A 25,201-nucleotide genomic window follows, 5' to 3' on the forward strand; every position below is an offset into this window, starting at 1 on the left:
GTCCTTTAGCCTTTTGTTTTGATGCATGTCGTTGTGCCGGAACCGATGCACGCTTCCGGGCGACATGCATTAGGCTATCGAGGACAGGAGGCTCTCGCGGGCAGCGAGCTTGGTGCTCGGCTCGACATCCGGTCTGCCGAGCAAAAACCCCTGTACCTGCGCACAGCCTTCTTCGACGACGATCTGGCGCTGCGTCTCGGTTTCGACGCCCTCCGTCACGACAGGCATGCCGAGACTGTGACCGAGGCCGATGATCGCGCGCACGATCGAGCGCGCCGCCGCGTCATGGTCCAGCATTCCGGTGAAGCTGCGGTCGACCTTGATCTTGTCGAAAGGGAAGGTTCGCAGGTTGGAAAGCGAGGAAAAACCGGTGCCGAAGTCGTCCATGACGATGTGAACCCCCAGGCTGCGCAGACGCTGCAGCGTGGCCATCACCCGGTCGCGATCACGGATGAGAGCGGCCTCGGTGATCTCGATTTCCAGCCGGCCGGGCGCAAGCCCGGTTTCCTTGAGGATCGCCTCGATCCGCTCGCATAGGTTTGGCAGCATGAACTGCACCGGCGAAACGTTGACGGCGATCCGCAGCGGAAGCGGCCAGCGCGCGGCCTCCTTGCAGGCCTGCTGCAGCACCCACTCGCCGAGCTGGACGATCGACCCGCTTTCCTCGGCGATCGGAATGAAGACATCCGGCTCGCTCAGGCCGTGGCCCGGCCGGTTCCAGCGCATCAGGGCCTCGTAACCGCTGATCTCGCCGTTCTGTGCATCGAGAACCGGCTGATAGCTGACATGGATCTGATTGCGGGTGATGGCGTGGCGCAGTTCGCTTTCGATCTGGCGGCGGGCTCGCGTGGCCTCGTCCATTTCCGCATTGAAGAAACAGGCCTTGCCGCGGCCGCCGTGCTTGACCCGATAAAGGGCGATATCGGCGTTGTTGCAGATCTCGTCTGCATCGCTTCCGTCGGTCGGATAAAGAGCGATGCCGAGGCTGACGCCGACGGCGGTCGGGTCGCGCGCCATATCCATCTCGGCGGCGAATTCGTCGAGGATCGCGGCTGCGAGCTTCTGCGCGGCCGCCGGTTGCTGTCCGGAGGATTGAATGATGGCAAATTCATCGCCGCCGAGACGGGCGATGGTATCGCGTTCATCGGCCACGCGACGCAGGATGGAGGCGACTTTGCAAAGAATGCGGTCGCCCTCGGCGTGGCCGAAAATATCGTTGACGGTCTTGAAGCGATCGAGATCGATATAGAAGAGGGCAACCTCGCTGTTCTTTCCCTTGGCCATCTGCAGCGCCTGGCGGATGCGCTTGTCGAACAACGACCGATTTGGAAGGTCGGTGAGAACATCGTGGTGGGCGAGATGCTCGATCATCTCCTCGGCCTGCCTGCGCTCGGTAAGATCGCGCACCGCCAGCACGTCGCAGTGGTGCCCGCGATAGACGATCCTGCTGGTGTTCACTTCGACGGAGATCTCCCTGCCATTCCTGGTGTTGAGCAGCGTCTCGCCCGGCCTGTTCTGTCCCTGGGTTAAGACAATGGAGGGCGCCTTGCCCGAGAGATCGGCAAGCTTCCAGCCGGAAAGTCCCTGAAAGCGTTCGTTAGTATCGATAATCCTGCCTTCCCGCAGGATCAGCAATCCTTCCTGCGACGCATTTGCGAGTCCCCTCAGATCCGTCAGGTGGCTTTCGACGAAGACCACGGCAATAGCGATCAGAATGAGAGCTGTGGCCGCCACCACGACGATCGCGGCCAGCAGGCTGGTATCCAGCACCATTGCCGGAACCTCTTTGCCGGGATCCGGCACGAGGGTGATGCTGGCCATTGAAATGAAGTGGAGTGTGCAGATCGCAAGGACGAAGGTGACCGACGAGGCGAGGAGCCGTCTCAGTCCCTTCAAGTGGAAGAAGGCGTGGAAGGCAATGCTCGACAGCAGCGCCCCCGCGAGTACCGCACTCAACGTCATGTACGGATCGTAGAGGATAACCGCCTGCGTCTCGATCGCCTGCATGCCGGTCAGGTGCATCGAGGCGATGCCGAGCGCCATCAGAACGCCGCCTTGGATGCGCGAAAACCTGCCCCGGCCCTGCGAAGCGACGAGGATTGCCGCCCACGAGCCGACCACCGACAAGAGGAAGGAAAGCGCCGTCAGGCCCAGCTGGTAGCTGATCGGCATGCCGCCGTCATAGGCCAGCATCGCGATGAAATGGGTTGCCCATACGCCGGTGCCGAAGGCGAAAGCCGACGCGCCGATCCAAAGCTTGCGGCGTCCGGCATCGCATTCCTGGGCGCGGGAAAGCGGCAGCATCGCTGCCATTGCGCCGATCAGGCAGACCACGGCCGCCGCCAGCACCAGCCGCCAATCGTGATTGTCGCGAATACAAGTAATGACCGAAAACATCTCGCCCCTCGCACAGCTGAATTCGGTCAAGTTAATTTGGTTGTACTAAATAACCGTAAATTGAATTAGGATGTTCTTCTATACTATCCGACAAATCTTCCCGACACGGGTCCAGATCTGGGTCACTTCCGCCACGCCCACTTTTGCTTTTTCCGCCTCGCCTGCCCTGCTGGTTTGGTCTATCGTCCGGCCGAATTTCAAAAAGGAGTCGAAAATGACGGATGTACAACAGGTGCTTGCACGCGCGGATCAGAACCTTTCCTCTAGTCTCGAAAAGCTGTTCGAGCTTCTGCGCATCCAGTCGATTTCCACCGATCCCGCCTTCAAGGCCGAATGCCGGAAAGCCGCCGAATGGCTGGTCGCCTATCTCCAGGGGATCGGCTTTTCCGCTTCGGTGCGTGACACGCCCGGCCATCCGATGGTGGTCGCCCACCATGCCGGGGCCTCCGCCGATGCGCCCCATGTACTGTTCTACGGCCATTACGACGTGCAGCCGGTCGATCCGATCGAGCTCTGGGAAAACGATCCCTTCGAGCCGTCGATCAAGGATATCGGCGAGGGACGCAAGATCCTGACCGGCCGCGGCACATCCGACGACAAGGGCCAGCTAATGACATTCGTCGAAGCCTGCCGCGCCTATAAGGAGATCAACGGCGCGCTTCCCTGCCGCATCACCATTCTCTTCGAAGGCGAGGAAGAATCGGGCTCGCCGTCGCTGAAACCTTTTCTCGAAGCCAACGCCGCCGAATTGAAGGCCGACTATGCGCTTGTCTGCGATACCGGCATGTGGGACCGCGACACGCCGGCCATCGCCGCGGCGCTGCGCGGCCTCGTCGGCGAGGAGGTGGTCGTGACGGCCGCCGACCGCGATCTGCATTCCGGTCTGTTCGGAGGGGCGGCGGCAAATCCGATCCATATTCTCGTCGAGGCGCTTGCCGGGCTGCATGACGAGACCGGCCGCATCACGCTTGACGGCTTCTATGAAGGCGTCGAGGAAACGCCCGACAACATCAAGGCGTCATGGGAGACGCTCGGCAAGAGCGCGGACAAATTCCTCGGCGAAGTCGGCCTTTCCATTCCCTCCGGCGAAAACGGCCGGTCGGTGCTGGAACTGACCTGGGCGCGGCCGACCGCCGAAATCAACGGCATCTGGGGCGGATATACCGGCGAAGGCTTCAAGACGGTGATCGCCGCCAAGGCTTCGGCGAAAGTGTCGTTCCGGCTCGTCGGCACCCAGGATCCGACCGCCATCCGCGGGGCTTTCCGCAAATATGTCAGGTCGAAAATTCCGGCCGATTGCTCGGTCGAATTCCATCCGCATGGCGGCTCGCCGGCGATTCATCTCTCCTATGACTCGCCTCTGCTGACCAAGGCAAAGACGGCGCTTTCCGACGAATGGCCGAAACCCGCCATCGTCATCGGCATGGGCGGCTCGATCCCGATCGTCGGCGACTTCCAGAAGATGCTCGGCATGGAATCGCTGCTCGTCGGCTTCGGCCTCAGCGACGACCGCATCCATTCGCCGAACGAAAAATACGAGCTTGTCTCCTATCACAAGGGCATCCGCTCCTGGGTACGGATTCTTCAGGCCCTTGCCGCCTGAGAGGAGAGACTGGCGCGTCTCACGCAGCACAAAAATTTGCGACAACAAAAAGGCCGGTTCAAACCGGCCTTTCGTTATCCGCTCATCTCAGTGCCAGTTCATCCGTGGTCAAGGAGAAGGCGGTATTGCAACGAGACTGCCTTCGAAAGGTTAACGAGCGGTTAACGACACTTGCACAAGCGTCTGCAGTGTCGAAAACCCCAGATCGCATCACAAAATCCCCCTCGTTCAAGCTGCGTTCATCGCGACCTCAGTATAAGCTTTTGAAAGACAAGGAAAATGGTGACGCCCTAACAAATGCCGGCGATCGCTCTATCTTTGCGCATATGGCATATGCCGCAAAGAAACGCAGCCAAGTGCTGCTGAAAACACGCCAACGAGGAGTGAGAAGCGTGAAAAACCTCATCGTCAAGATCGCCGCGGCCGCGCTGCTTGTGCTGGCTCCGGCGGTAGTACAGGCCGCCGAGGGTTACTCGACGGCGAATGTCAACATGCGTGCGGGACCAAGCACGCGCTATCCCGCCGTCGCAGTCATCCCCGCCGGCTCTTCGGTCGAAATCCGTGGATGTCTTTCCAACGTCAACTGGTGCGACGTCGAATTCTACGGCGGCCGCGGCTGGGTTTCCGGCCAGTATGTGCAGGCCGTCTATCAGCAACGCCGTGTCTATGTCGGTCCGCAATATTACCGTCCGCTCGGCATTCCAATGGTTACCTTCAGCGTCGGCAATTATTGGGACCGCTACTACCGCGGCCGCGATTTCTATCGCGAGCGTGACCGCTGGAGCCGCGGCCCGGACTATTATTACCGCGACCGCGAGTACCGGGAGCGGGATTACCGGCCACGGGAGTATCGGGATCGGGATTATCAGGTCCGCGAATACCGGGATCGTGACCGGGACCGACGCGACGACGTCCGCAGGGAGGAACGCCGCAGAGAGGTCCGCAGGGATGACGACAACAGGAGTTCGAATTTCCGTGATCTGCCGCAGTTCAGGGGCGGGAAGGCCGACACCTACAACCGCCCGGATCCCAGGGCTTCGCCCTTTGTCTGCCGCCCGGGCGATCCGTCCTGCGACAACTGAAATATCGAGGGCGGCAGCAATGCCGCCCTCTCTGCATGGACGGGTTCAATCGGCAGCAGTGCCAGAAAAAAGCCCGGCGCTCCTTGGGGGGATGCACCGGGCCTGATGTCGATCGGCCGCGTTGAGGGGAGACGGCCGATCTAGGCGGGACGTGAGGGGGTGTCCCGCTGCTCAATAAACAATCGTCGAGCCTATTGGTTCCATCCTGCGCATAATTCCTTAAATCAGAAATCGCATTTGATCGATGCATCGACAATTTGCTGTGAGCGCAGCCTGCCGCTCTTGTTTTGCCGGGTTGCTTATAGCAATTTGCAGTATTGCGGATCGATCTGCTGGAACCCTGATGACCCAAGACTACCTGGCTTTCTTCGGGCTGTTCGGCCCTCGGGCGGCCGCCACGGACGTTACCCTCTGGCATAAATACAACCCCATCCTTCCTGTACGCCTGACTGATGGGGCAAGCCTCAACCCTTCAGGCCAGATCTGGCGCCGCTTTCATCTGGGCGAGTGGGAATATAAGCAGGATCCGGAAACGCCCGACGATTACGAAGCCCGCCAATATTGAAGAGACGATTTAGCGGGAGGCAGCGCGACGCCGTCGTTTGCCGCCCTTTAACACCCCGTTAAATCGCCGCAATTACAGTTCAACCGGATGATCGCGTCGCCCGCTGCGTCGTTCCTTGAACCGGAATAGGTTGAAGGCAAATCACGCAGCCCTTCAAAGTGCTACAGCGTTCTTTGCGCGTCCGGAAGGACACGCTGCGCTGCAGGGGCGCCGTTATGCGAAGTGGGCTTCGCGATCGAACAGGGGATGCGACCGGTCGGCGATGGCAGGCAGAGGCAGATCAAGCGACAGAATAGAACCGTCCTTCAGCGGCCGCCCGGTCCGCGACGATGATGAATTTTCGCTCGATGCCGATGACCGCGTCATCGGCAGCAGATCGGCGCGACGCGGCGGTTCCAGGCCCCCACCGCAGCGTGCCGCCCGCCAGCGGCGGCGCGAGCCGCGCGAGCGTGAAAGCGGCGGCTTTTTCGGCTTTCTGCGCCGTGTGGTCTACTGGAGCGTCGTGCTGTTCATCTGGGTCGGGATCGGCGTTGCCGGGCTTGTTGTCTATTATGGTTCGCGCATGCCGAGCGCCAGCACATGGGCGATTCCAGAGCGGCCGCCGAACGTCAAGATCACCGCCGTCGACGGCAGCGTCATCGCCAATCGCGGCGCCACCGGCGGCGAGGCGCTATCGCTCGAAAACATGTCGCCCTATATTCCCGAGGCCGTCATCGCCATCGAAGACCGGCGTTTTTATTCGCATTTCGGCGTCGATCCGCTCGGCCTCGGCCGGGCGATCGTCACCAATTTCACAGCCGGCCACATGGTGCAGGGCGGCTCGACGCTGACGCAGCAGCTTGCCAAGAACCTCTTCCTCTCTCCCGATAGAACGCTGGAGCGCAAGGTGCAGGAGGTACTGCTCGCCTTCTGGCTGGAGCAGACGTACACCAAGGACCAGATCCTTGCGATGTATCTCAACCGGGTGTTCTTCGGATCGAACGCCTATGGCGTCGAGGCGGCGTCACGCCGCTACTTCAACAAATCGGCGCGGGACGTGAACCTCGGCGAAGCCGCAGTACTGGCCGGGCTACTCAAGGCGCCGTCGCGGCTTTCGCCGGCCCGGGACGCGGAAGCTGCGAATGCGCGCGCCCAGCTCGTGCTCGCGGCGATGCGCGAACAGGGTTTCATCACCGATTCCGAGGTCAAGACCGCGATGTCGCAGACCCCGGCTTCGGCCAAGAGCTACTGGTCGGGCGCCGGGCATTATGTCGCCGACATGGTGATGGATGAACTGCCGGGCCTGATCGGCGACGTCAAGGAAGACGTCATCGTCGATACGACCATCGACAAGTCACTGGAAAAAAAAGCCGAGCAATCGCTGGTCGATGTCCTCGACAAGGAAGGCGACAAGCTCGACGCCTCGCAGGCGGCACTCGTCTCGATCGACGGCACCGGTGCGATCCGGGCGCTGGTCGGCGGCAGGGACTATGCAACGAGCCAATTCAACCGCGCCGTCAAGGCCAAGCGCCAGCCTGGATCCTCGTTCAAGCCTTTTGTCTATGCTGCAGCGCTGGAAAAGGGACTGACGCCTTTTTCGGTGTTCAATGACGCGCCGATCCGCATCGGCGACTGGACGCCGGAGAATTACGAGAAGAAATACAATGGCGAAGTGACGCTCGCCACCGCGCTTTCCAAGTCGCTGAACACGGTTGCCGCGCAGCTGGTGATGTATGACGGGCCCGACCAGGTGATCAAGCTCGCCCACCGGCTCGGCATCGAAAGTGAGCTGCAGCCGAACGCCTCGATTGCGCTCGGCACGTCCGAAGTGTCGCTTATGGAGCTCACCGCCTCCTATGCCGCCTTCATGAACGGCGGCTACAAGGCGACGCCGCACGTCATTCGCCGGGTGACGACCGCAGACGGCAAGGTTCTTTACGAAAACACCTATGACAGCCCGCCGCGTGTGATGTCCGAGCAGATCGCCGCGCAGATGAATGCGATGATGATGGGCGTCATCGACAACGGCACCGGCAAGAGCGCCAAGATCCCCGGCTGGCAGGCGGCCGGAAAGACGGGCACGACGCAGAATTCCCGCGACGCGCTGTTCGTCGGCTTCACCAGTAACCTCACGACAGGCGTCTGGTTCGGCAATGACGACGGCAAGCCGATGAAGAAGGTGACCGGCGGCGGCCTGCCGGCCAAGGCCTGGAAGGAATTCATGATCGCCGCCCACAAAGGTCTTTCGCCGGCGCCGCTCTTCGGCAACGGCCAGCTGATCGGCGATCAGAACAGCGGCCAGCCAACGGCGCAGGCAGCACCGGACGGCGGGCAGCCGGTCACGGCCGAAGCGCCGCCATCGACCACGATCGGCGGGATCATTTCCGGTGTCTTCGGTGGTGACGAGAATGCCAACCGCTATCCGCAGGCGCCCGTCCGGCAGCACACCGCGTCGTCAGGAAACGGTCCAGTTCCACCTGCCGATATTGCCGAAGGCGGGTCCGACTATGGAAACGTCGTGCCGCCCGGCGATGTCGGGACGCCGCAGACGACCTCTTCGGTGCAGTCGCGGCGCACCACGCTGCTCGATCTGATCATGGGCCAGTGAGATTTTCGCAGAGCGCCCGCGCAGGCCCGATCCGCAAAACGCATCGCGACTTTCAGATTCGCCTGCGATGTTCAGGGCCTTTACCTGTTGGATATGTCTCTGCCGTAAAACCACCGCCACCGTTGCAGGACATGCGCGGAAAGCAGCCGCTCTCCCGCTATGGGCAGAGCTCTTTCCCGGCTACCGTCAAAATTGGAGGCAACACATTCGTTTTGCTGGATTCCGGGCGATTTCCCGCCTTGCAGTCCAGAAAACCGCTCCTTATATACGCCGCATCACCGCAATCACGATTGCGTAATCTTAAGTAGACCCATCCCGTAAGGGGCTGTCAGGGAAATGCCTTCTGGGGGTTCCGACAGCTTGCTTCAAGGAGAGAATGACATGGCAAAAGTAATTGGTATCGACCTTGGAACGACGAATTCCTGCGTCGCAGTCATGGACGGCAAGGACGCGAAGGTCATCGAGAATGCGGAAGGTGCGCGCACGACCCCTTCCATGGTGGCTTTTTCCGATGACGGCGAGCGCCTCGTCGGCCAGCCGGCCAAGCGCCAGGCGGTCACCAACCCGACGAACACGCTCTTTGCAGTGAAGCGCCTGATCGGCCGCCGCTACGAAGATCCGACCGTCGAGAAGGACAAGCATCTCGTTCCCTTCAGCATCGTCAAGGGCGACAATGGCGACGCCTGGGTCGAAGCCAATGGCAAGGGTTACTCGCCCGCACAGATTTCCGCGATGATCCTTCAGAAGATGAAGGAAACCGCCGAATCCTATCTCGGCGAAAAGATCGAGAAGGCGGTCATCACCGTTCCGGCCTATTTCAACGACGCGCAACGCCAGGCAACCAAGGATGCCGGCAAGATCGCCGGTCTTGAAGTGCTGCGCATCATCAACGAGCCGACCGCTGCCGCTCTCGCCTACGGCCTCGACAAAAAAGAAGGCAAGACGATCGCCGTCTACGACCTTGGCGGCGGCACCTTCGATATTTCGATCCTCGAGATCGGCGACGGCGTCTTCGAAGTGAAGTCCACCAACGGCGATACCTTCCTCGGCGGTGAAGACTTCGACATGCGTCTCGTCGAATATCTCGTTGCCGAGTTCAAGAAGGACAACGGCATCGACCTGAAGAACGACAAGCTTGCCCTGCAGCGCCTCAAGGAAGCTGCCGAAAAGGCCAAGATCGAACTGTCGTCCTCGCAGCAGACCGAAATCAACCTGCCGTTCATCACGGCTGACGCTTCCGGCCCGAAGCACCTGACGCTGAAGCTGACCCGCGCCAAGCTCGAAAGCCTGGTCGACGATCTCGTCCAGCGCACGATCGCGCCCTGCAAGGCAGCCCTCAAGGATGCCGGCGTCACCGCTGCCGAAATCGACGAAGTCGTTCTGGTCGGTGGCATGAGCCGCATGCCGAAGGTTCAGGAAGTCGTCAAGCAGCTGTTCGGCAAGGAGCCGCACAAGGGCGTCAACCCGGATGAAGTCGTCGCTCTCGGCGCGGCCATCCAGGCCGGCGTTCTCCAGGGCGACGTCAAGGACGTTCTGCTCCTCGACGTGACCCCGCTGTCGCTCGGCATCGAGACGCTCGGCGGTGTCTTCACCCGCCTGATCGAGCGCAACACAACGATCCCGACGAAGAAGAGCCAGACCTTCTCGACCGCTGAAGACAACCAGCAGGCCGTCACCATCCGCGTTTCGCAGGGCGAGCGCGAAATGGCTGCCGACAACAAGCTGCTCGGCCAGTTCGACCTCGTCGGCCTGCCGCCGTCGCCGCGCGGCGTGCCGCAGATCGAAGTGACCTTCGACATCGACGCCAACGGCATCGTCCAGGTTTCGGCCAAGGACAAGGGCACCGGCAAAGAACAGCAGATCCGCATCCAGGCCTCCGGCGGCCTCTCCGACGCCGATATCGAGAAGATGGTCAAGGATGCCGAGTCGCACGCGGCCGAAGACAAGAAGCGCCGCGAGGCCGTGGAAGCCAAGAACCAGGCCGAAAGCCTGATCCACTCGACGGAAAAGTCGCTAAAGGATTACGGCGACAAGGTCTCCGAAACCGACCGCACCGCGATTTCGGATGCGATCGCCGCGCTGAAGACGGCATCGGAAGCCTCCGAACCGGATGCTGACGACATCAAGGCCAAGACCCAGACGCTAATGGAAGTTTCCATGAAGCTCGGCCAGGCGATTTATGAAGCACAGCAGGCCGAAGGCGGCGCTGCTGCCGATGCCTCCGCGGAAGGCGGCGACAATGTCGTCGACGCCGACTACGAGGAAATCAAGGACGACGACCGCAAGAAGTCCGCGTAATCCGCGGCGGCGTGGTAATGCTTCAACACCTGATCCGGCTGCTCACCATGGCAGCCGGAAATCCATTTCCGGGGTTTAATCCTTAATGGCAAAAGCGGACTTTTACGAAACTCTGGGTGTAGCCAAGTCGGCGGACGAGAAAGAGCTGAAGAGCGCCTTCCGAAAGCTGGCGATGAAATACCATCCCGACAAAAATCCGGATGACAAGGACGCCGAACGGAAGTTCAAGGAAATCAACGAAGCCTACGAGATGCTCAAGGACCCGCAGAAGCGGGCGGCCTATGATCGTTACGGCCATGCGGCCTTCGAGCATGGCGGCATGGGCGGCGGTGGCGGCGGCTTTGCCGGCGGTGGCTTCTCCGACATCTTCGAGGATATTTTCGGCGAGATGATGGGTGGCGGACGGGCGCGCCAGCGTTCGTCGGGTGGGCGCGAACGCGGCGCCGATCTTCGCTACAATATGGAAATCACGCTGGAAGAGGCCTTTTCCGGCAAGACGGCGCAGATCCGCGTGCCGACGTCGATCACCTGCGACGTCTGTTCCGGGTCGGGCGCCAAGCCCGGCACGCAACCGAAGAACTGCGGCACCTGCCAGGGAACGGGGCGCGTGCGCGCCGCCCAGGGCTTTTTCTCGATCGAGCGGACCTGCCCGACCTGCCATGGCCGCGGCCAGATCATTCCCGATCCCTGTCAGAAGTGCCACGGCCAGGGCCGGGTAACCGAAGAACGTTCGCTCTCGGTCAATATCCCTGCCGGCATCGAGGACGGCACGCGCATCCGCCTGCAGGGCGAGGGCGAAGCCGGGGCCCGCGGCGGACCGGCGGGCGACCTCTATATTTTCCTGTCGGTGAAGCCGCATGAATTCTACCAGCGCGACGGAGCCGATCTCTATTGCGCCGTCCCGATCTCGATGACGACGGCGGCGCTCGGCGGAACTTTCGACGTGGCGACGCTCGACGGCACCAAATCGCGGGTGACCGTGCCGGAGGGCACGCAGGCCGGCAAACAGTTTCGCCTGAAGAGCAAGGGCATGCCGGTGCTGCGGTCGGCGCAGACGGGCGACCTCTACATCCAGATCCAGATCGAGACGCCGCAGAAGCTCACCAAGCGCCAGCGCGAGCTGCTGCAGGAATTCGAGCAGATTTCCTCCAAGGAGAACAATCCGGAATCGACGGGCTTTTTTGCCCGAATGAAGGAATTCTTCGAAGGCTGAGCCACAACCGGAATAGCCGCTTCGAAAGCCGGGGCAACGTTCCCGGCTTTTTCGTCATGATGACCCGTTTTGGCACATTCGCGTGGCGCGCCGGGCAATTTGTACCGCATTGAGACGCCAACGGGATGAGAGTCGATTTGCGTTAACGCAGTCGGATAATGGCGCTTGCAAGTTTTCCAAATGAATTCAGTCTCTGTCGTCAGCGCCAACCGGAGATCGGAGTAGGTTTTCGAAGGATCAGGCGCAGATTGGAATGATGGAGCGACCTTGGCCGTCCTTTCGGGCGCGGCGCTCTGTTCGGGGAATAACCAAAGCAAGAGTAACTGCCATGGCGCCAGCCTTCTCTTCTCAGCACGACGACGTCGACGTTCTCGCCGGCGCCATTTATACATGGTGCGCCGAGCGCAACATCAAGCTTCGCAGCCAACAGGGCCTTTCGATCGCCAGTATCGCGATCGACCTCTATCATGCCGGCCACCAGACGCAGGACGACCTGCTGACGGCGTTGCACGAGCGCGAATTTCATTGACGCTCTTTATCGAACGCGACGCGGCGCGTTTCGGCTCTCGCTCTTCTTGGGCTTGCCCGAAACGCGGAGCTTAAACGGATTGCAAAGTCTGCGAGGAGCCGAGTTCCCGGCTCGAATCACGCGGAGGTTTCGGCAGTCTGCCCACTGCTTATGAGCGTGAGAATGGTTTTGACCGCTTCCTTGCCTGCTGGTGAATTCAGCTTGTCGTAACTCAGGGCAAGCGCATAGGCGTCAGGGCTGAGCTCGATGCGGCTGCCGAATTGCGGCATGTCGGCGCCCTCGAAAAGAACCGAGATCTCGACGTCGAGAAAAACCGCGATCTGGTGCAGTTTGCTGGCGGAGACGCGGTTCGTCCCCTTTTCGTATTTCTGAATCTGCTGGAAGGTCAGTCCAAGGGCTTCACCAAGCTCAAGCTGGGAAACCCGGCGAAGGGCGCGAAGCTGTCTTATGTTGCGACCAACGATAATATCAACCGGATCTGGCACTTCGTCATTCTTTCATACGCAAACGGTTCGTTTACCATAGCGTTTCCGCCGCATAACTCAACCCGTTAGTTGCAAAATTCAACCGACTTTTTCTGGGCATTACGTTACGTCAGCGGCCCGGAAGAATGGGGCGGACCCGTTGCTATCCAGGCAGTTTGAAAGCAATGGCGAGGGCTGTCGGCGGCCTCAGACGCGACGCCGGATCGCTTCGACGCGGTTGTATTTTTTTGGGACATGCCGAAAAAGCGTACCGTACGGTTCCTGAATCGGCGCTTATTTACGCGAGCATGCGGACATACCGCCCGGGTATTTTACGCGTGATCCGTGGCGGCCAAGCCGCAAGCCTTGCTATCGACGCCGCTTCGGCATAGCTGTCAGGCTTCACAAACCCGGATACGCGATGCCGCACAAGGTTTCTCTTTCCCGTCTGAAGCTGACAGACTTCCGTAACTATGCGGCGGTGAGCCTCACCCTCGATGGCCGGCATGCCGTGCTGACGGGAAACAACGGTGCGGGCAAGACCAATCTCATGGAGGCGGTCTCGCTGCTTTCGCCGGGCCGGGGGCTTCGCCGCGCCGCCTATGGCGATATTACCCGCGTCGGCGCGGCCGGCGGCTTTTCGATCTTTGCCGCGCTTGACGGCATGGAGGGCGAAGTCGAGATCGGCACCGGCATTGAAGCGGGGGAGGAAAGCACCACCCGCAGGCTGCGGATCAACGGTACCGCGGCAAAGACCGCCGACGAACTGACAGACCATCTGCGTCTTCTCTGGCTGACACCGGCGATGGACGGGCTCTTTACCGGCGCCTCCTCCGACCGCCGACGCTTTCTCGACCGGCTGGTGCTGTCGCTCGATCCCGCCCATGGCCGCCGCGCCAGCGATTTCGAGCGCGCCATGCGCAGCCGCAACAGATTGCTGGACGAAGGCCGCTTCGACCCTTCCTGGCTCGCCGGCATCGAGGAGCAGATGGCCAGCCTCGGCATCGCCATGGCGCTCGCCCGACAGGAAATGCTCGGCCTGCTCGCCCGGTTGATCGAGGAAAGGCCCGAGAACTCGCCCTTCCCTTCGGCATCGCTGCAGCTTTCGGGCTTCATGGACGGCCAGTTCTCTCGCCCCTCGGTCGATCTCGAGGACGAATATGCGGCGATGCTGGCGGAGAGCCGGTATCGGGACGCCGGCGCGGGACGCACGCTGGACGGGCCGCACCGAGCCGATCTCATCGTCCACCACCGCGAAAAGGCGATGGAGGCGGAGCGTTGCTCGACCGGTGAGCAGAAAGCGCTGCTCGTCGGCCTGGTGCTTGCGCATGCGCGGCTCGTCGGCAATCTCACCGGCCATGCGCCGATCCTGCTGCTCGACGAGATCGCCGCGCATCTCGACGAGGGCCGCCGTGCGGCACTGTTCGATCTCATCGACGGGCTCGGCGGCCAGGCTTTCATGACGGGTACGGATCGGACGATGTTTTCAGCGCTCGCAGACCGGGCGCAGTTCTTCACCGTTGCCGACGGAAAGGTGTTCGGATGAGGAAGGCGGCTTTTCCCGGCGTCGGGCGTCATGATAGCATCGCCGCCATGGAACCGCTCAGCCCCGACGAAATCGCCCGATATCACCGTCACATCCTGCTCCCCGAGATCGGCGGCGCCGGCCAGCAGAGGCTGAAGGCCGCCCGCGTGCTGGTGATCGGCGCCGGCGGCCTTGGAGCGCCGATCCTGCAATATCTGGCTGCCGCGGGTATCGGCACGCTCGGCATCGTCGATGACGACCGGGTGTCACTTTCCAACCTGCAGCGGCAGGTGATCCACGATTCTGGCACGATCGGCGAATTGAAAACCGAAAGTGCGGCGCTCGCCATTGCCCGACTCAATCCGCATGTGCGCCTGATCCGCTTCGAGGGACGATTTGACGCGGAGACCGCCCAGCGGCAGCTCGCCGGCTTCGACCTGCTGATTGACGGTTCCGACAATTTCGACACGCGTTATGCCGCCGCCGACGCCGCCGAGGCGGCGCAGATTGCGCTCGTCACCGGCGCGGTCGGGCGTTTCGACGGTTCGCTGACGGTGCTCAAGCCCTATGAGACCGGAGACGACGGAACACCCAATCCCGGATATCGCGACCTGTTTCCGGAAGCGCCGCCGGCTGGCCTTATCCCCGCCTGCGCCGAAGCCGGAATCATCGGCGCGCTCACCGGCGTCATCGGCACGATGATGGCGATGGAGGCGATCAAGCTGATCACCGGCGCCGGCGAACCGCTGATCGGGCGGCTGCTGCTCTATGACGCGCTCTCGGCCCGGTTCGACACGATACGCTATAAACGCCGCCGGGAAAGGCAAGAATAGACCCTATGACAATCATCCGCCTGGATCAGAGCTTCACGCGCTGGGACGAACTGCTGGCACTCATCCTCGCCGCCTTCGCCTCGATGAACGGCAGGATCGACCCGCCCTCTTCGGCGCTCAAGCTGACCACGGAGTCGCTGGCCGAAAAAGCCGGAACCGAGATCGGTCATGTCGCCATCGAAGACGAAAAGCTGGTAGGCTGCCTGTTCCTGCGGCCGGAGGCCGACTGTCTCTATGTCGGCAAGCTCGCTGTTCTCCCGGAGGCGCAAGGCAAGGGGCTCGGCAAGCGGCTGCTGGCAACCGCCGAGGCGACCGCGGCAGCGCTTGGCCTTGCCGCTTTGCGGCTGGAGACGCGCATCGAACTCACCGAAAATCATGCCGTCTTTGGCGCCTGGGGATTTTCGAGAACCGCCGAGAAGGCGCATCCGGGTTTTGCCAGAACCACCTTCGTCGAGATGCGGAAGATGCTTGCGGCTCAGGCCCGCATCGTCTGAACCGGGATCAACGCCCGGGCAGCACCCGGTTCGGCGGCCTGTGGCCGTCGATGAAGGTGCGAATATTGATGATCACCTTGTCGCCCATATCAATGCGGCCTTCGATCGTCGCCGAGCTCATATGCGGCAGCAGCACGACCTTGCCCTCGTTGGCGAGCTTGACGAGTTTCGGGTTGACGGCCGGTTCGTTTTCGAACACGTCGAGGCCGGCGCCGGCGATCTTGCCCTCTCTCAGGCTTTTAATCAGCGCGCTTTCGTCGACCACATCGCCGCGGGCGGTGTTGACGAGATAGGCGGTCGGCTGCAGCAGCGCCAGGCGACGGGCTGAAATCAGATGGAAGGTTGCCGGCGTCGACGGGCAATTGACCGAGACGATGTCGACGCGGGCGAGCATCTGGTCGAGGCTTTCCCAATAGGTCGCCTCCAACTCGTCCTCGACGGCCGGATTGACGCGCTTGCGGTTGTGGTAATGGATCGAAAGGCCGAAGGCCTTGGCGCGGCGTGCGACTGCCGTGCCGATGCGACCCATGCCGACGATGCCGATGCGCTTGCCGTGAATGCGCCGGCCGAGCATCCAGGTGGGAGACCAGCCGGCCCACTCGCCCGGCTTGTCGGTCAGCACCCGCGCCCCTTCGCCGAGCCGTCTCGGCACCGCGAGGATCAGCGCCATAGTCATGTCGGCGGTATCCTCGGTCAGGACGTTCGGCGTGTTGGTGACGGTGATGCCCTTGCGCGCCGCCGCCTCGACGTCGATATGGTCGGTGCCGTTGGAGAAGCTCGCAATCAGCTTCATCTGCGGGCCGGCCGCCTCGATCAGCGCCGCGTCGATGCGATCGGTGACGGTCGGCACCAGCACGTCGGCGGTCCGGACAGCCGCCATGAGCTCGGGCACGGAGCGCGGCGCGTCATCGATGTTCAGCTCGGCATCGAAGAGTTCCCGCATTCGGGTTTCGACGGCATCCGGCAGCTTTCGGGTGATGTAGACCTTCGGTTTTTTCTTCGCTGTCATGGCTGCCTGCGGTGCCTTGTTCAGAGGTCTTTAACCAAGAGGGGTGATAATTTTCTCATTCCGGGCAATTTCTACCAGACCCGCACGCGAAGACAAACAAAACTCGTGGTGCAGCCGGCGAATATCACAACCCGGACAGCGTGCAGGCGAGCCTGCCGGTGAATTCGAGCAAACGGATGCCTCCATGCGCAGCAAAGTCCTGAAGTCCTGCCTCGCCTTCGCGATCGCTCTGGCCGCATCGCTCGGCCCCGTCGAATTTGCCAATGCGCAGGCGGCCAAGGGACCGAGCGGCCTGCCATTGCCCCGCTTCGTCACGCTGAAATCCAAGCGCGTCAATCTGCGCATCGGCCCGGGAACGGATTACGCGGTTTCATGGATGTATTTGAAATCCGGCCTGCCGGTCGAGATCATCCAGGAATACGACAACTGGCGCCGTATCCGTGATGCCGATGGCACCGAAGGCTGGGTCAATCAGTCGCTGCTCTCCGGCCAGCGTGCGGCGATCGCCGCACCCTGGATGAAGACGAAGGGCAAGGGCATCTTCGTCAATCTGCGCCGCGAGGCGCAGCCCTCCGCCTCGATCATCGCCAAGCTGGAACCCGGCGTGATGCTGACGATCGGCGAATGCAACGGCGACTGGTGCCGCGCCGAAACCGACGGCGCCACCGGCTGGGTGGCGCAGTCGGAAATCTGGGGCGCCTATCCCGGCGAAGCCTTCAAATAAGCCCTGCCTGCTTGGCGGCCTCGTTGAGCGAGGTCATCGGGCGCGGGCCGATCTGCTGGATGACGATGCCGGCAGCGAGGCAGCCGAGCTTGCCGCAATCTTCGAGGGACCGTCCCTGCGTATAGCCGTAGAGGAAGCCGGAGGCAAAAAGGTCGCCGGCGCCCGTCGTGTCTACAACTTCCCTGATCCGGATCGCATCGACGTAATAGCGCTCGCGGCCCTTCAGGATGACGGCGCCATTCTCACTCATCGTCACGGCGGCGATCTTGCAGTCCGCGGCAATCCTGTTCAGTGCCTCTTCGAAGTCTTCAGTCTGGTAAAGCGACAACGCTTCCTGGCGATTGGCGAAGACGATATCGACCGTGCCGGAGCGCATCAGATCGAGGAATTCGCCGCGATAACGGTCGACGCAGAAACTGTCGGAGAGCGTCATCGACATTTCGCGGCCGTTTTCATGGGCGATGCGGGCGCAGTCGCGAATAGCCTCCTTGGCGCGCGGCGGATCCCAGAGATAACCTTCGAAATAGGTGACCTTGGCATCGGCAACGACATCGGCCTCGACGTCCTCAGGGCCGAGTTCGACGCAGGCGCCGAGATAGGTATTCATCGAACGTTCGCCGTCTTCGGTGACGAAGATCATCGAACGCGCCGTCGGCGGGAAGGTGCCCTTGGGACGAGTCTGATAGTGGACGCCCTGGGCGCGAATGTCGTGGGTGAAAATGTCGCCGAGCTGATCTGCGGCGACATTGCCGAAATAGGCAGCCTTGCCGCCGAGATTCGCAACGCCGGCCGCCGTATTGCCGGCGCTGCCGCCGGAGGCTTCGAGGGCGGGTCCCATGCGCGAATAAAGAAGTTCGGCGCGCTCGGCATCGATGAGGTTCATCGCCGCCTTGGTGATCTTGTTATCAATGAGGAACTGGTCGTCGCAGCGGGCAATGATATCCACGATCGCGTTGCCGACTGTCAGAACATCGAATCTTGTCATGAAATGGGGAGTCCCGAATTTGTGTATCCGGGGTTCGGTCTTAGCGAAATTTCCGCGGTTTGGAAGGATAAATGGTGAATGGCGTCTCTATTCTTCGCAAAAGTGCCGCCTATTCGTCATGTCCCTGTCATTTTCGAGACCTACAAATGCTCGCAAGAAGACCGGCATGAGCAGCTTTTGGTTGCGGCCGGGCGACGAGGGATGATCCCTTCGATCTTACCGGCGCGGTGCTGACCACGGATGAACTGGCAGTCTCGCGATCCGGATATCCGGCAAGGCCGGAGCGGAAAAGCGGGCCATGCCCGCTTTTTTTGCGTTCCGATGCAGTCCATCGCGGCCGGGCGCCGATTGCGTTTTCAACGCAGGCCTTTTGCTGCTAGACCTCGGATACTCCCTCCCCGCAGAGCATCCTCCCTTATGTCAGCCATCATTCTCGACGTCCTTCCCATCTTCATCCTGATCCTCATCGGCTGGGTAATCGTTCGCAGCGGCTTGATGGCATCGAATGTCGGCGACGCGCTCAGTGATTTCGTCTTCAAGATCGCCGTGCCGCTATTGCTCTTCCGCACCATCGCCGAGGCGGATTTCCATGGCGCTTCGCCCTTCCGGCTCTGGATCGTCTATTTCTCCGGCGTCGCCATCACCTGGACGGCCGGCCATATCGCCGCCACGCGCCTCTTTAACCGCGACGAACGGATCGGCGTGCTGGCCGGTGTTTCCTCGGCCTTCGCCAACAATGTTTTTATCGGACTGCCGCTCGTCCAGCGGACCGTCGGCGACGAAGGACTGGTGGCGTTGTCGATCCTGCTTGCCGTGCATCTGCCGGTGATGATGGTCGCCGGCACGGTGTTGATGGAGCACGCGGAAAGAAAGATCGCCGGCAAAAGCGACCGCAGCATGGTCTTCGTGCTTCGCCAGATCGCCGTCAATCTCATCCGCAATCCGCTGGTGATCGGCCTTGCGGCCGGCATGGCCGTGCATCTTTCCGGCCTCACCATGCCGACTGCGGTGGCATCGGTCGTCGGCCAGATCGCCGGCATAGCCGGCCCGGCGGCGCTGATCTCGCTCGGCATGGCGCTGGAGAGATACGGCGTCTCCGGCAATCTCGGCATCGCCAGCGTGACTTCGAGCCTCAAGCTGCTGCTGCTGCCCGGCTGCGTCTGGACAGCGAGCCGTCTCCTCGGTCTCAGCCCCGAATGGACGGCGGCGATCGTGCTGACCTCCTCCGTGCCAACAGGCGTCAATGCCTGGCTGATCGCCAATCGTTTCGGCGTCGGCCACAGCCTCGCCGCCTCGACGATCTCGGTGACAACAGCGCTGGGCGCCGTCACCGTTTCTCTCTGGGCTTATTTCCTCGGCGCCTGATCTTGCGCTATCAACAACAAAAGCCCGGCTTGCGGCCGGGCTTCGATTGTCATGCGATGGCGCTTCGCCTTACTGAGTCGCGGTTTTCGGATCCGGCAGCGGTACCGGCGAATCGGCGAGCGTTTGCAGGTAGAGGATGACGTTGGCGCGCTCCTGATCCTTCGCCAGGCCTGCGAATCCCATCGCGGTGCCCGGCACATCCTTCTTCGGCGCCAGCAGGAACTTGTTGAGGTTCTCGAAGGTCCACTTCTCGCTGCTGCCCTTGGAAAAATCCTTCATGGCGGCGGAATAGGCGAAGCCTTCATGCGAGGCGATCGGGCGATCTACGACACCAAAGAGGTTAGGACCGACCTTGTTCGGTCCCCCTTTGGTGGCGTCATGACAGGCCTGACACTTCTTGAAGGCCGCTTCACCGGCCTTGGCATCTGCAGAAGCGAGCAATTGCGCGATCGGAACGGCAGCGGCGGGCGCGGCTTCACCACCGGCGGCGGGCGCCTCCTCGGCAACGATCGCGAAACCTTCCTTTTCCGGCGCTTCGGAATGGAAGATCCCCTCGGACGCGATGGAGACCGACATCAGAACGAAAATCGTTCCGAGCAGCGCCCCCACGGCCGTATTGACGTATGAATTCATCTGCAATGCTCCCCTTGCAGCCGGCAGACCAGAACCGGACCATCTTGAAATCGCGCGGAACCTATGTCTTTTGACTGGCCGTTGCAACTGTCTAAATGGTCTTATGCGTGAGACTTTTTGACACTTTTCAGCCCGGAATAGAAGGCCCGAACCATGAGTGATTCAAATTTAGACGAGGTGCTGGTATTGATCCCGGCGCGCATGGCCTCCACCCGGCTTCCGGGCAAGCCGCTCGCCGATATTTGCGGACTGCCGATGATCGTGCAGGTGGCGATGCGCGCCAAAGAAGCAGCCATCGGCCGCGTGGTCGTCGCCGTCGACGACCAACAGGTGTTCGATGCCGTTTCTGCCGCCGGCTTCGATGCCGTCATGACCAGCAGGGACCATCAATCGGGTTCCGACCGGATTTTCGAAGCGCTGACCAAGGTCGATCCGGACGGGAAAGCGAAAATCATCGTCAACGTCCAGGGCGACCTGCCGACGATCGATGCCGAAACCGTGCGCGCGGCTCTGCGCCCTCTCGAGAACGAGGCGGTCGATATCGGCACGCTGACGACCGAAATCGACGATGAGGACGACAAGACCGCGGCGCATATCGTCAAGATCGTCGGTTCGCCCGTCTCCGACACCCGTCTACACGCCCTCTACTTCACGCGCGCGACAGCGCCTTACGGCAAGGGGCCGCTCTATCACCATATCGGCCTTTATGCCTATCGGCGTTCGGCGCTGGAGCGATTTGTCTCGCTCGGCCCGTCGACGCTCGAAAAGCGCGAATCGCTTGAGCAGCTGCGGGCGCTGGAGGCCGGCATGCGCATCGACGTGGAGATCGTTGACACGGTTCCGCTCGGTGTCGATACTCCCGCCGACCTTGAAAAAGCGCGGCGCATTCTCTCCGCAAAGTCGAACTGACGGAACCATCATGAACATCAAGACCAACAGGATCGCCTTCCAGGGCGAGTTCGGCGCCAATTCCGACATGGCCAGCCGCGACATGTTTCCAACCATGGAACCGCTGCCGTGCCAGACGTTCGAGGATGCCTTCACCGCGGTCGACAACGGCGACGCCGATATCGCCATGATCCCGATCGAAAACACCATTGCCGGCCGCGTTGCCGATATCCATCACCTGCTGCCGGAATCGCGGCTGCACATCATCGGCGAATATTTCATGCCGATCCGTTTCCAGCTGATGGTGCTGCCCGGAGTGACCAAGGACGAGATCCGCACGGTGCACAGCCATATCCATGCGCTCGGCCAGTGCCGCAAGATCGTGCGCGCCCATGGCTGGAAGCCTGTCATCGCCGGCGATACGGCAGGGGCGGCAAAGCTCGTCAAGGAAACCGGCGACCGCTCGATGGCGGCGCTCGCGCCACGCCTTGCCGCCGATCTCTACGGGCTCGAGATCGTCGCCGAAAATGTCGAGGATACAGAAAACAACGTCACCCGCTTCGTCGTGCTCTCGCGTGACGAGGAATGGGCGCAGCGCAATTCGGCGGAAGAAAAGGTCGTCACCACCTTCGTCTTCAACGTCCGCAACATTCCGGCCGCGCTCTACAAGGCGCTCGGCGGCTTTGCCACCAACAACATCAACATGACGAAGCTGGAAAGTTACCAGCTCGGCGGAAAATTCGTGGCGACGCAGTTCTACGCCGATATCGAAGGCCATCCGAACGATCCGAACGTTCGCCGGGCCTTGGAGGAGCTGCGTTTCTTCTCCGAGAAGGTGCGCATCCTCGGCGTCTATAAGGGGCATGCGATGCGAGGCCTGCTCTAAGCAGGCCCCATCCATCAGGCTATTACTTATCCGGCTCACAGACGCGCAGCCGATGCCCGTCCGGATCGAGAACGACGAAGGTCGGGCCGAAATCCAGCTCCGTCAGTTCCTGGGCGATCGGCAGGCCGCGCTGGCGCCAGTCCTCATACTGCCTGGCGACGGCATTTTCCCCCGCCACCATGAAGGCCACTTCGCCCCGGTTGCCGATGGCGGAGGGCTGTGGTTCGACCTTGCTGCGCCGCCAGAGGCCGAGCGTGAAGCCGCCGTCGAGCGGAAAGGCGACGAAATTCGGCGCCTCCACAGCCGGTTCGCGGTTCAGGAGGTTGCGGTAGAAGCCGGCGCTCTCGCCGGGATCCTTGACGTAGAGGATAATCAGATTGGGGCTGGTCATTTCGGTTCTCCCGTTGCTGCTAAATGGGCACGGCGAGGACCGGCCTGCTGCCAATTTATGGCAGCAGGCGCTGACGGCGCTGCGAAAGCAGCGCCTCGTTCTCGGCCGGCGATGTGGATGATGGTCTAAAGCGAAAAACGGCTCTCGCGGCGCGGATCGCGTCCATCCATGAAGCCGAGGTCGCGCTTGCGGCAATCCGGCGCCGCCTCGAGATCGAGGCCGGTGTGGTTTGCACTGCGAATCCGAAAGATGCTCATGACCAGGTGCCGAAGGCCGAAGTGCTCGGACTGGCCGACATCGGCGAAAGTTTCCGCCGAAATGACATCAGCAAAGGTGTCGACTGCAAAACGGTCACTGGCTTGGCGGATGAGTGAAGATGTTGCCATGATCAGTACTCCTTTCTAGTGAAATTGAGACTGATCATAACGCCAACTGCTGACAGTTTATGGCAGCAGCATTTATCTCTCGATCGGCACGTCCTGCGTCTCGCGCCACTCCTTGAGAAGCACCGTGCGGCGGCGCGGATAACGCATCTCATGCAGTGCCATGTCGATGATGCGATCGGTGCGGAAATGGCGAAAATCCTGGCGCAGCTCGCACCAGGCCATGAGCACGCGCACGTGCTCGAAATAACCAAGCGCGAAAGGCCAGACGCGGCGGCGCGAGATCCGGCCCTGTTCGTCGCCGTAATGCAGCTCGAGAATACGCTCCAGGCGGATCGCCCTGCGGATGGCCGAGACATCGGCGCTGTCTTCATCCCGGCGTTTGGGGCCGACGAAGAGAGCGGCCGAATCGATCATTTCACGCAAATCGGCCGGCAGTACGGCGGCGATCTTGGCCAGCGCATCGGCGCCGGCGCCGGCAAGCCGCGGCTCGGCGGCGCGAGCCACCCAGCGCGAGCCGAGCACCAGAGCCTCCAGCTCTTCCTCGGAAAACATCATCGGCGGCAGCATGAAACCGGGCTTCAGCACATAACCGATGCCGGCTTCGCCTTCGATCATCGCGCCCTGGGCCTGCAGGCTGGCGATATCGCGATAGAGTGTGCGCAGGCTGACCCCGGTCTCCTGAGCGAGCACGGTGCCGGTCACCGGCCTGCGATAACGCCGAAGCGTCTGGAGCAGCGTCAGGAGCCGTTCCGAACGGGCGACGGGCATGGCACTAGCGCTTCCACTCCACCCAGTCGCGCATCAGGCGGTGGGCGATCGCCCCTTTCGGCGGCGAGGCCTTGCCATTGGCGCCTGGACGCTCGAGCATCTCGAGCGTTTCCTCGCGGGTAAACCAGCGGCAATCCTCCAACTCGGTCTCATCGCGCTTGATCTCGGTGGATTTCGCCTCGGCGTAACAGCCGATCATCAGCGAATGCGGCATCGGCCAGGGCTGCGAGGCGTGATAGCGGATACGGCCGGTGCGGATGCCCGATTCCTCCAGCGTTTCACGGCGCACTGCATTCTCGATCGTCTCCCCGGGCTCGACGAAGCCGGCAAGACAGGAATACATGCCGGGCGCAAAATGCGGGCTGCGGCCGAGCAGGCAGAGGTCGCGGCTCTCGTCGATCGTCAGCATGATGACGACGGGGTCGGTGCGGGGAAAGATCATGTGCTCGCAGGCGGCACAGACACGCTTGTAACCGCCGATATGAATTTCCATAGCCGAGCCGCAGCGGCCGCAGAAGCGGTTGTCGCCGTTCCAGCGAATGAGGCTGGCGGCCTGGGCGAATTCGCCGAGCAACACCTCGTCGATCAGCATTTCGCGAAACAGCGTACGGCCGTCGGCGGGCTTGTACTGGCTGGCGAGATCCTCGACGTCGATGCCGACGGGAACGGCGAGGCGGGGCTCGCCGGTCCTTCGATAGCCGAGAAGCACCGTCTCGTCCCAATCCGGCTGCAGTTCCTGCAGCTCGTAGCGGGCAAAGAGCGGATCGAGCACCTGGCCGTCATGCTTCAGCACCAGCTTGTCCCTGGCGAAGGCGAAGATATGGGTGCCTTCCCTCGCCAGCGCCCTTTCGACCGACTTTTCGTCGCGATGTTCGGAATCGCGATTGAGGTCGTTGGCGGCAAAGGCGGTGAGATTGCTGGGCTCCGGATGCGGCACGTCCGAATCGAAAAGCGAATGACTCATGATGAAAGGGCTTCCCGCAGCTTCGCTATGAATTCGTCTCTTTTCCCGTGTTCGTAGGGCTTAGCGCGCCCGAAGCCCCAGACAGGACCCGGCCAGTTGGCATCGCCTTCGAAGCGGGCAATGACATGAACATGAAGCTGGCGGACGATGTTGCCAAGAGCCCCGACATTGATTTTTGTCGCGCCGGTGATCTCTTTGAGCGCCTTGGCGGTGAGCTCCGTCTCGAAGGCGAGCAGCACCTGATCGAGCGGCGTCAGCTCGAAGATTTCGGTGATATCGGCCCGGCGCGGCACGAGAATGAGCCAGGGCCAGCGGGCATCCTTCGACAATCTGAGATCACAGAGGCCGGTGACCATGACGCTGATGCTGTCGTTTTCCAGCCGGGGGTCGAGCATAAAGCCGTTCAAGGGCATTCCTCCTGTCTTTTCCAACGACTAGCAGTTTTTTATCATGTTGGCTTGCATTTGATGACGATATTGCCGATATGTGCATCCGGGAGGTTGGTGGTGGACGAGCCACTCGCCAACCGGGTCAGGTCCGGAAGGAAGCAGCCCTAACGAGCCCGGCACGGGTCATCGTGCCAGCCTCCCACCTTCTCTTTCCGAAGTGCCC

Annotated in this window: 24 protein-coding genes and 1 other RNA gene; 15 read left to right on the forward strand and 10 right to left on the reverse strand. The window is 61.6% G+C overall.

The window, feature by feature from the left end:
* Positions 1–69: 69 nt before the first annotated feature.
* The gene (locus A7X77_RS03370) at positions 70–2,397 is read right to left on the reverse strand and encodes a bifunctional diguanylate cyclase/phosphodiesterase (protein WP_064681571.1); all 2,328 of its coding nucleotides are present in this window, start codon (positions 2,395–2,397) and stop codon (positions 70–72) included.
* 214 nt (positions 2,398–2,611) lie between these two features.
* Here A7X77_RS03370 and A7X77_RS03375 point away from each other — a divergent pair, with 214 nt between their 5' ends.
* From A7X77_RS03375 to A7X77_RS03405, 7 genes are all read left to right on the forward strand, one after another.
* Positions 2,612–4,000, forward strand: a complete 1,389-nt coding sequence (locus A7X77_RS03375) for a dipeptidase (RefSeq protein ID WP_064681708.1) — start codon at positions 2,612–2,614, stop codon at positions 3,998–4,000.
* A gap of 392 nt (positions 4,001–4,392) precedes the next feature.
* Positions 4,393–5,082: an SH3 domain-containing protein gene (locus A7X77_RS03380; protein ID WP_064681572.1), complete on the forward strand. Its 690-nt coding sequence runs from the start codon at positions 4,393–4,395 to the stop codon at positions 5,080–5,082.
* Between the two features lie 343 nt (positions 5,083–5,425).
* The gene (locus tag A7X77_RS03385) at positions 5,426–5,647 is read left to right on the forward strand and encodes a hypothetical protein (protein WP_064681573.1); all 222 of its coding nucleotides are present in this window, start codon (positions 5,426–5,428) and stop codon (positions 5,645–5,647) included.
* A 262-nt stretch (positions 5,648–5,909) separates the two neighbouring features.
* Complete coding sequence (locus A7X77_RS03390; RefSeq protein WP_064681574.1) at positions 5,910–8,234, forward strand: transglycosylase domain-containing protein; 2,325 nt, start codon at positions 5,910–5,912, stop codon at positions 8,232–8,234.
* Positions 8,235–8,615: 381 nt separating this feature from the next.
* Positions 8,616–10,532 carry a molecular chaperone DnaK gene (gene dnaK / locus A7X77_RS03395; RefSeq protein ID WP_064681575.1) on the forward strand — a complete coding sequence of 639 codons (1,917 nt, stop codon included), beginning with the start codon at positions 8,616–8,618 and terminating at the stop codon, positions 10,530–10,532.
* 85 nt (positions 10,533–10,617) lie between these two features.
* Positions 10,618–11,745 (forward strand): molecular chaperone DnaJ, encoded by a 1,128-nt coding sequence (gene dnaJ, locus A7X77_RS03400; RefSeq protein ID WP_064681576.1) that lies wholly within the window; start codon positions 10,618–10,620, stop codon positions 11,743–11,745.
* 328 nt (positions 11,746–12,073) lie between these two features.
* Positions 12,074–12,274 carry a hypothetical protein gene (locus A7X77_RS03405; RefSeq protein WP_004672628.1) on the forward strand — a complete coding sequence of 67 codons (201 nt, stop codon included), beginning with the start codon at positions 12,074–12,076 and terminating at the stop codon, positions 12,272–12,274.
* A 116-nt stretch (positions 12,275–12,390) separates the two neighbouring features.
* Here the strand turns inward: A7X77_RS03405 and A7X77_RS03410 are convergent, their stop codons facing one another.
* Complete coding sequence (locus A7X77_RS03410; protein ID WP_064681577.1) at positions 12,391–12,759, reverse strand: helix-turn-helix domain-containing protein; 369 nt, start codon at positions 12,757–12,759, stop codon at positions 12,391–12,393.
* 400 nt (positions 12,760–13,159) lie between these two features.
* On the opposite strand from A7X77_RS03410, the gene recF reads away from it, so the two are divergent.
* The 3 genes from recF to A7X77_RS03425 are packed head-to-tail and all read left to right on the forward strand — an operon-like array spanning position 13,160 to position 15,590.
* Positions 13,160–14,284 (forward strand): DNA replication/repair protein RecF, encoded by a 1,125-nt coding sequence (gene recF / locus A7X77_RS03415; RefSeq protein WP_064681578.1) that lies wholly within the window; start codon positions 13,160–13,162, stop codon positions 14,282–14,284.
* Entirely contained in the window at positions 14,281–15,096 is an 816-nt protein-coding gene (locus A7X77_RS03420; protein ID WP_064681579.1) for a molybdopterin-synthase adenylyltransferase MoeB, read from the forward strand. Before recF ends, A7X77_RS03420 begins: the two co-directional genes overlap by 4 nt.
* Before the next feature lie 5 nt (positions 15,097–15,101).
* A complete protein-coding gene (locus tag A7X77_RS03425) occupies positions 15,102–15,590 on the forward strand; it encodes a GNAT family N-acetyltransferase (RefSeq protein ID WP_064681580.1) in 489 nt (162 codons plus the stop codon).
* A 7-nt stretch (positions 15,591–15,597) separates the two neighbouring features.
* Here the strand turns inward: A7X77_RS03425 and A7X77_RS03430 are convergent, their stop codons facing one another.
* On the reverse strand, positions 15,598–16,599 hold the full coding sequence (locus A7X77_RS03430; protein ID WP_010033669.1) for a 2-hydroxyacid dehydrogenase: 1,002 nt from the start codon (positions 16,597–16,599) through the stop codon (positions 15,598–15,600).
* Positions 16,600–16,783: 184 nt separating this feature from the next.
* On the opposite strand from A7X77_RS03430, the gene A7X77_RS03435 reads away from it, so the two are divergent.
* Positions 16,784–17,323, forward strand: coding sequence for an SH3 domain-containing protein (locus tag A7X77_RS03435; RefSeq protein ID WP_064681581.1), 540 nt, complete (start codon positions 16,784–16,786; stop codon positions 17,321–17,323).
* Here the strand turns inward: A7X77_RS03435 and A7X77_RS03440 are convergent.
* Entirely contained in the window at positions 17,316–18,308 is a 993-nt protein-coding gene (locus A7X77_RS03440; protein ID WP_064681582.1) for an adenosine kinase, read from the reverse strand. The two genes, A7X77_RS03435 and A7X77_RS03440, sit on opposite strands and share 8 nt — an antisense overlap.
* 417 nt (positions 18,309–18,725) lie before the next feature.
* Here A7X77_RS03440 and A7X77_RS03445 point away from each other — a divergent pair, with 417 nt between their 5' ends.
* Entirely contained in the window at positions 18,726–19,673 is a 948-nt protein-coding gene (locus A7X77_RS03445) for an AEC family transporter (RefSeq protein ID WP_064681583.1), read from the forward strand.
* 69 nt (positions 19,674–19,742) lie between these two features.
* Here the strand turns inward: A7X77_RS03445 and A7X77_RS03450 are convergent, their stop codons facing one another.
* Positions 19,743–20,306, reverse strand: a complete 564-nt coding sequence (locus A7X77_RS03450; RefSeq protein ID WP_064681584.1) for a c-type cytochrome — start codon at positions 20,304–20,306, stop codon at positions 19,743–19,745.
* 153 nt (positions 20,307–20,459) lie between these two features.
* Here A7X77_RS03450 and A7X77_RS03455 point away from each other — a divergent pair, with 153 nt between their 5' ends.
* Complete coding sequence (locus tag A7X77_RS03455) at positions 20,460–21,215, forward strand: 3-deoxy-manno-octulosonate cytidylyltransferase (protein ID WP_064681585.1); 756 nt, start codon at positions 20,460–20,462, stop codon at positions 21,213–21,215.
* A 10-nt stretch (positions 21,216–21,225) separates the two neighbouring features.
* Positions 21,226–22,080: a prephenate dehydratase gene (locus A7X77_RS03460; protein ID WP_004672645.1), complete on the forward strand. Its 855-nt coding sequence runs from the start codon at positions 21,226–21,228 to the stop codon at positions 22,078–22,080.
* A gap of 22 nt (positions 22,081–22,102) precedes the next feature.
* Here the strand turns inward: A7X77_RS03460 and A7X77_RS03465 are convergent, their stop codons facing one another.
* The 5 genes from A7X77_RS03465 to A7X77_RS03485 all read right to left on the reverse strand — a co-directional run bounded on the left by A7X77_RS03465 (position 22,103) and on the right by A7X77_RS03485 (position 24,996).
* Complete coding sequence (locus A7X77_RS03465) at positions 22,103–22,471, reverse strand: VOC family protein (RefSeq protein ID WP_010034504.1); 369 nt, start codon at positions 22,469–22,471, stop codon at positions 22,103–22,105.
* Between the two features lie 125 nt (positions 22,472–22,596).
* Complete coding sequence (locus tag A7X77_RS03470; protein ID WP_064681586.1) at positions 22,597–22,857, reverse strand: hypothetical protein; 261 nt, start codon at positions 22,855–22,857, stop codon at positions 22,597–22,599.
* Between the two features lie 72 nt (positions 22,858–22,929).
* Positions 22,930–23,625, reverse strand: a complete 696-nt coding sequence (locus A7X77_RS03475; protein WP_064681587.1) for a helix-turn-helix transcriptional regulator — start codon at positions 23,623–23,625, stop codon at positions 22,930–22,932.
* 4 nt (positions 23,626–23,629) lie between these two features.
* A complete protein-coding gene (nudC, locus tag A7X77_RS03480; protein ID WP_064681588.1) occupies positions 23,630–24,589 on the reverse strand; it encodes an NAD(+) diphosphatase in 960 nt (319 codons plus the stop codon).
* Positions 24,586–24,996, reverse strand: coding sequence for an HIT domain-containing protein (locus tag A7X77_RS03485; RefSeq protein WP_064681709.1), 411 nt, complete (start codon positions 24,994–24,996; stop codon positions 24,586–24,588). Before A7X77_RS03485 ends, nudC begins: the two co-directional genes overlap by 4 nt.
* A gap of 88 nt (positions 24,997–25,084) precedes the next feature.
* Between A7X77_RS03485 and ffs the strand changes: the two genes are divergently transcribed.
* Positions 25,085–25,181: signal recognition particle sRNA small type (ffs, locus tag A7X77_RS03490), an RNA gene on the forward strand.
* Positions 25,182–25,201 lie beyond the last annotated feature (20 nt).

Origin of the sequence: Rhizobium bangladeshense (assembly GCF_001662075.1) — a bacterium.
GTDB classification, from domain to species: Bacteria; Pseudomonadota; Alphaproteobacteria; order Rhizobiales; family Rhizobiaceae; genus Rhizobium; species Rhizobium bangladeshense_B.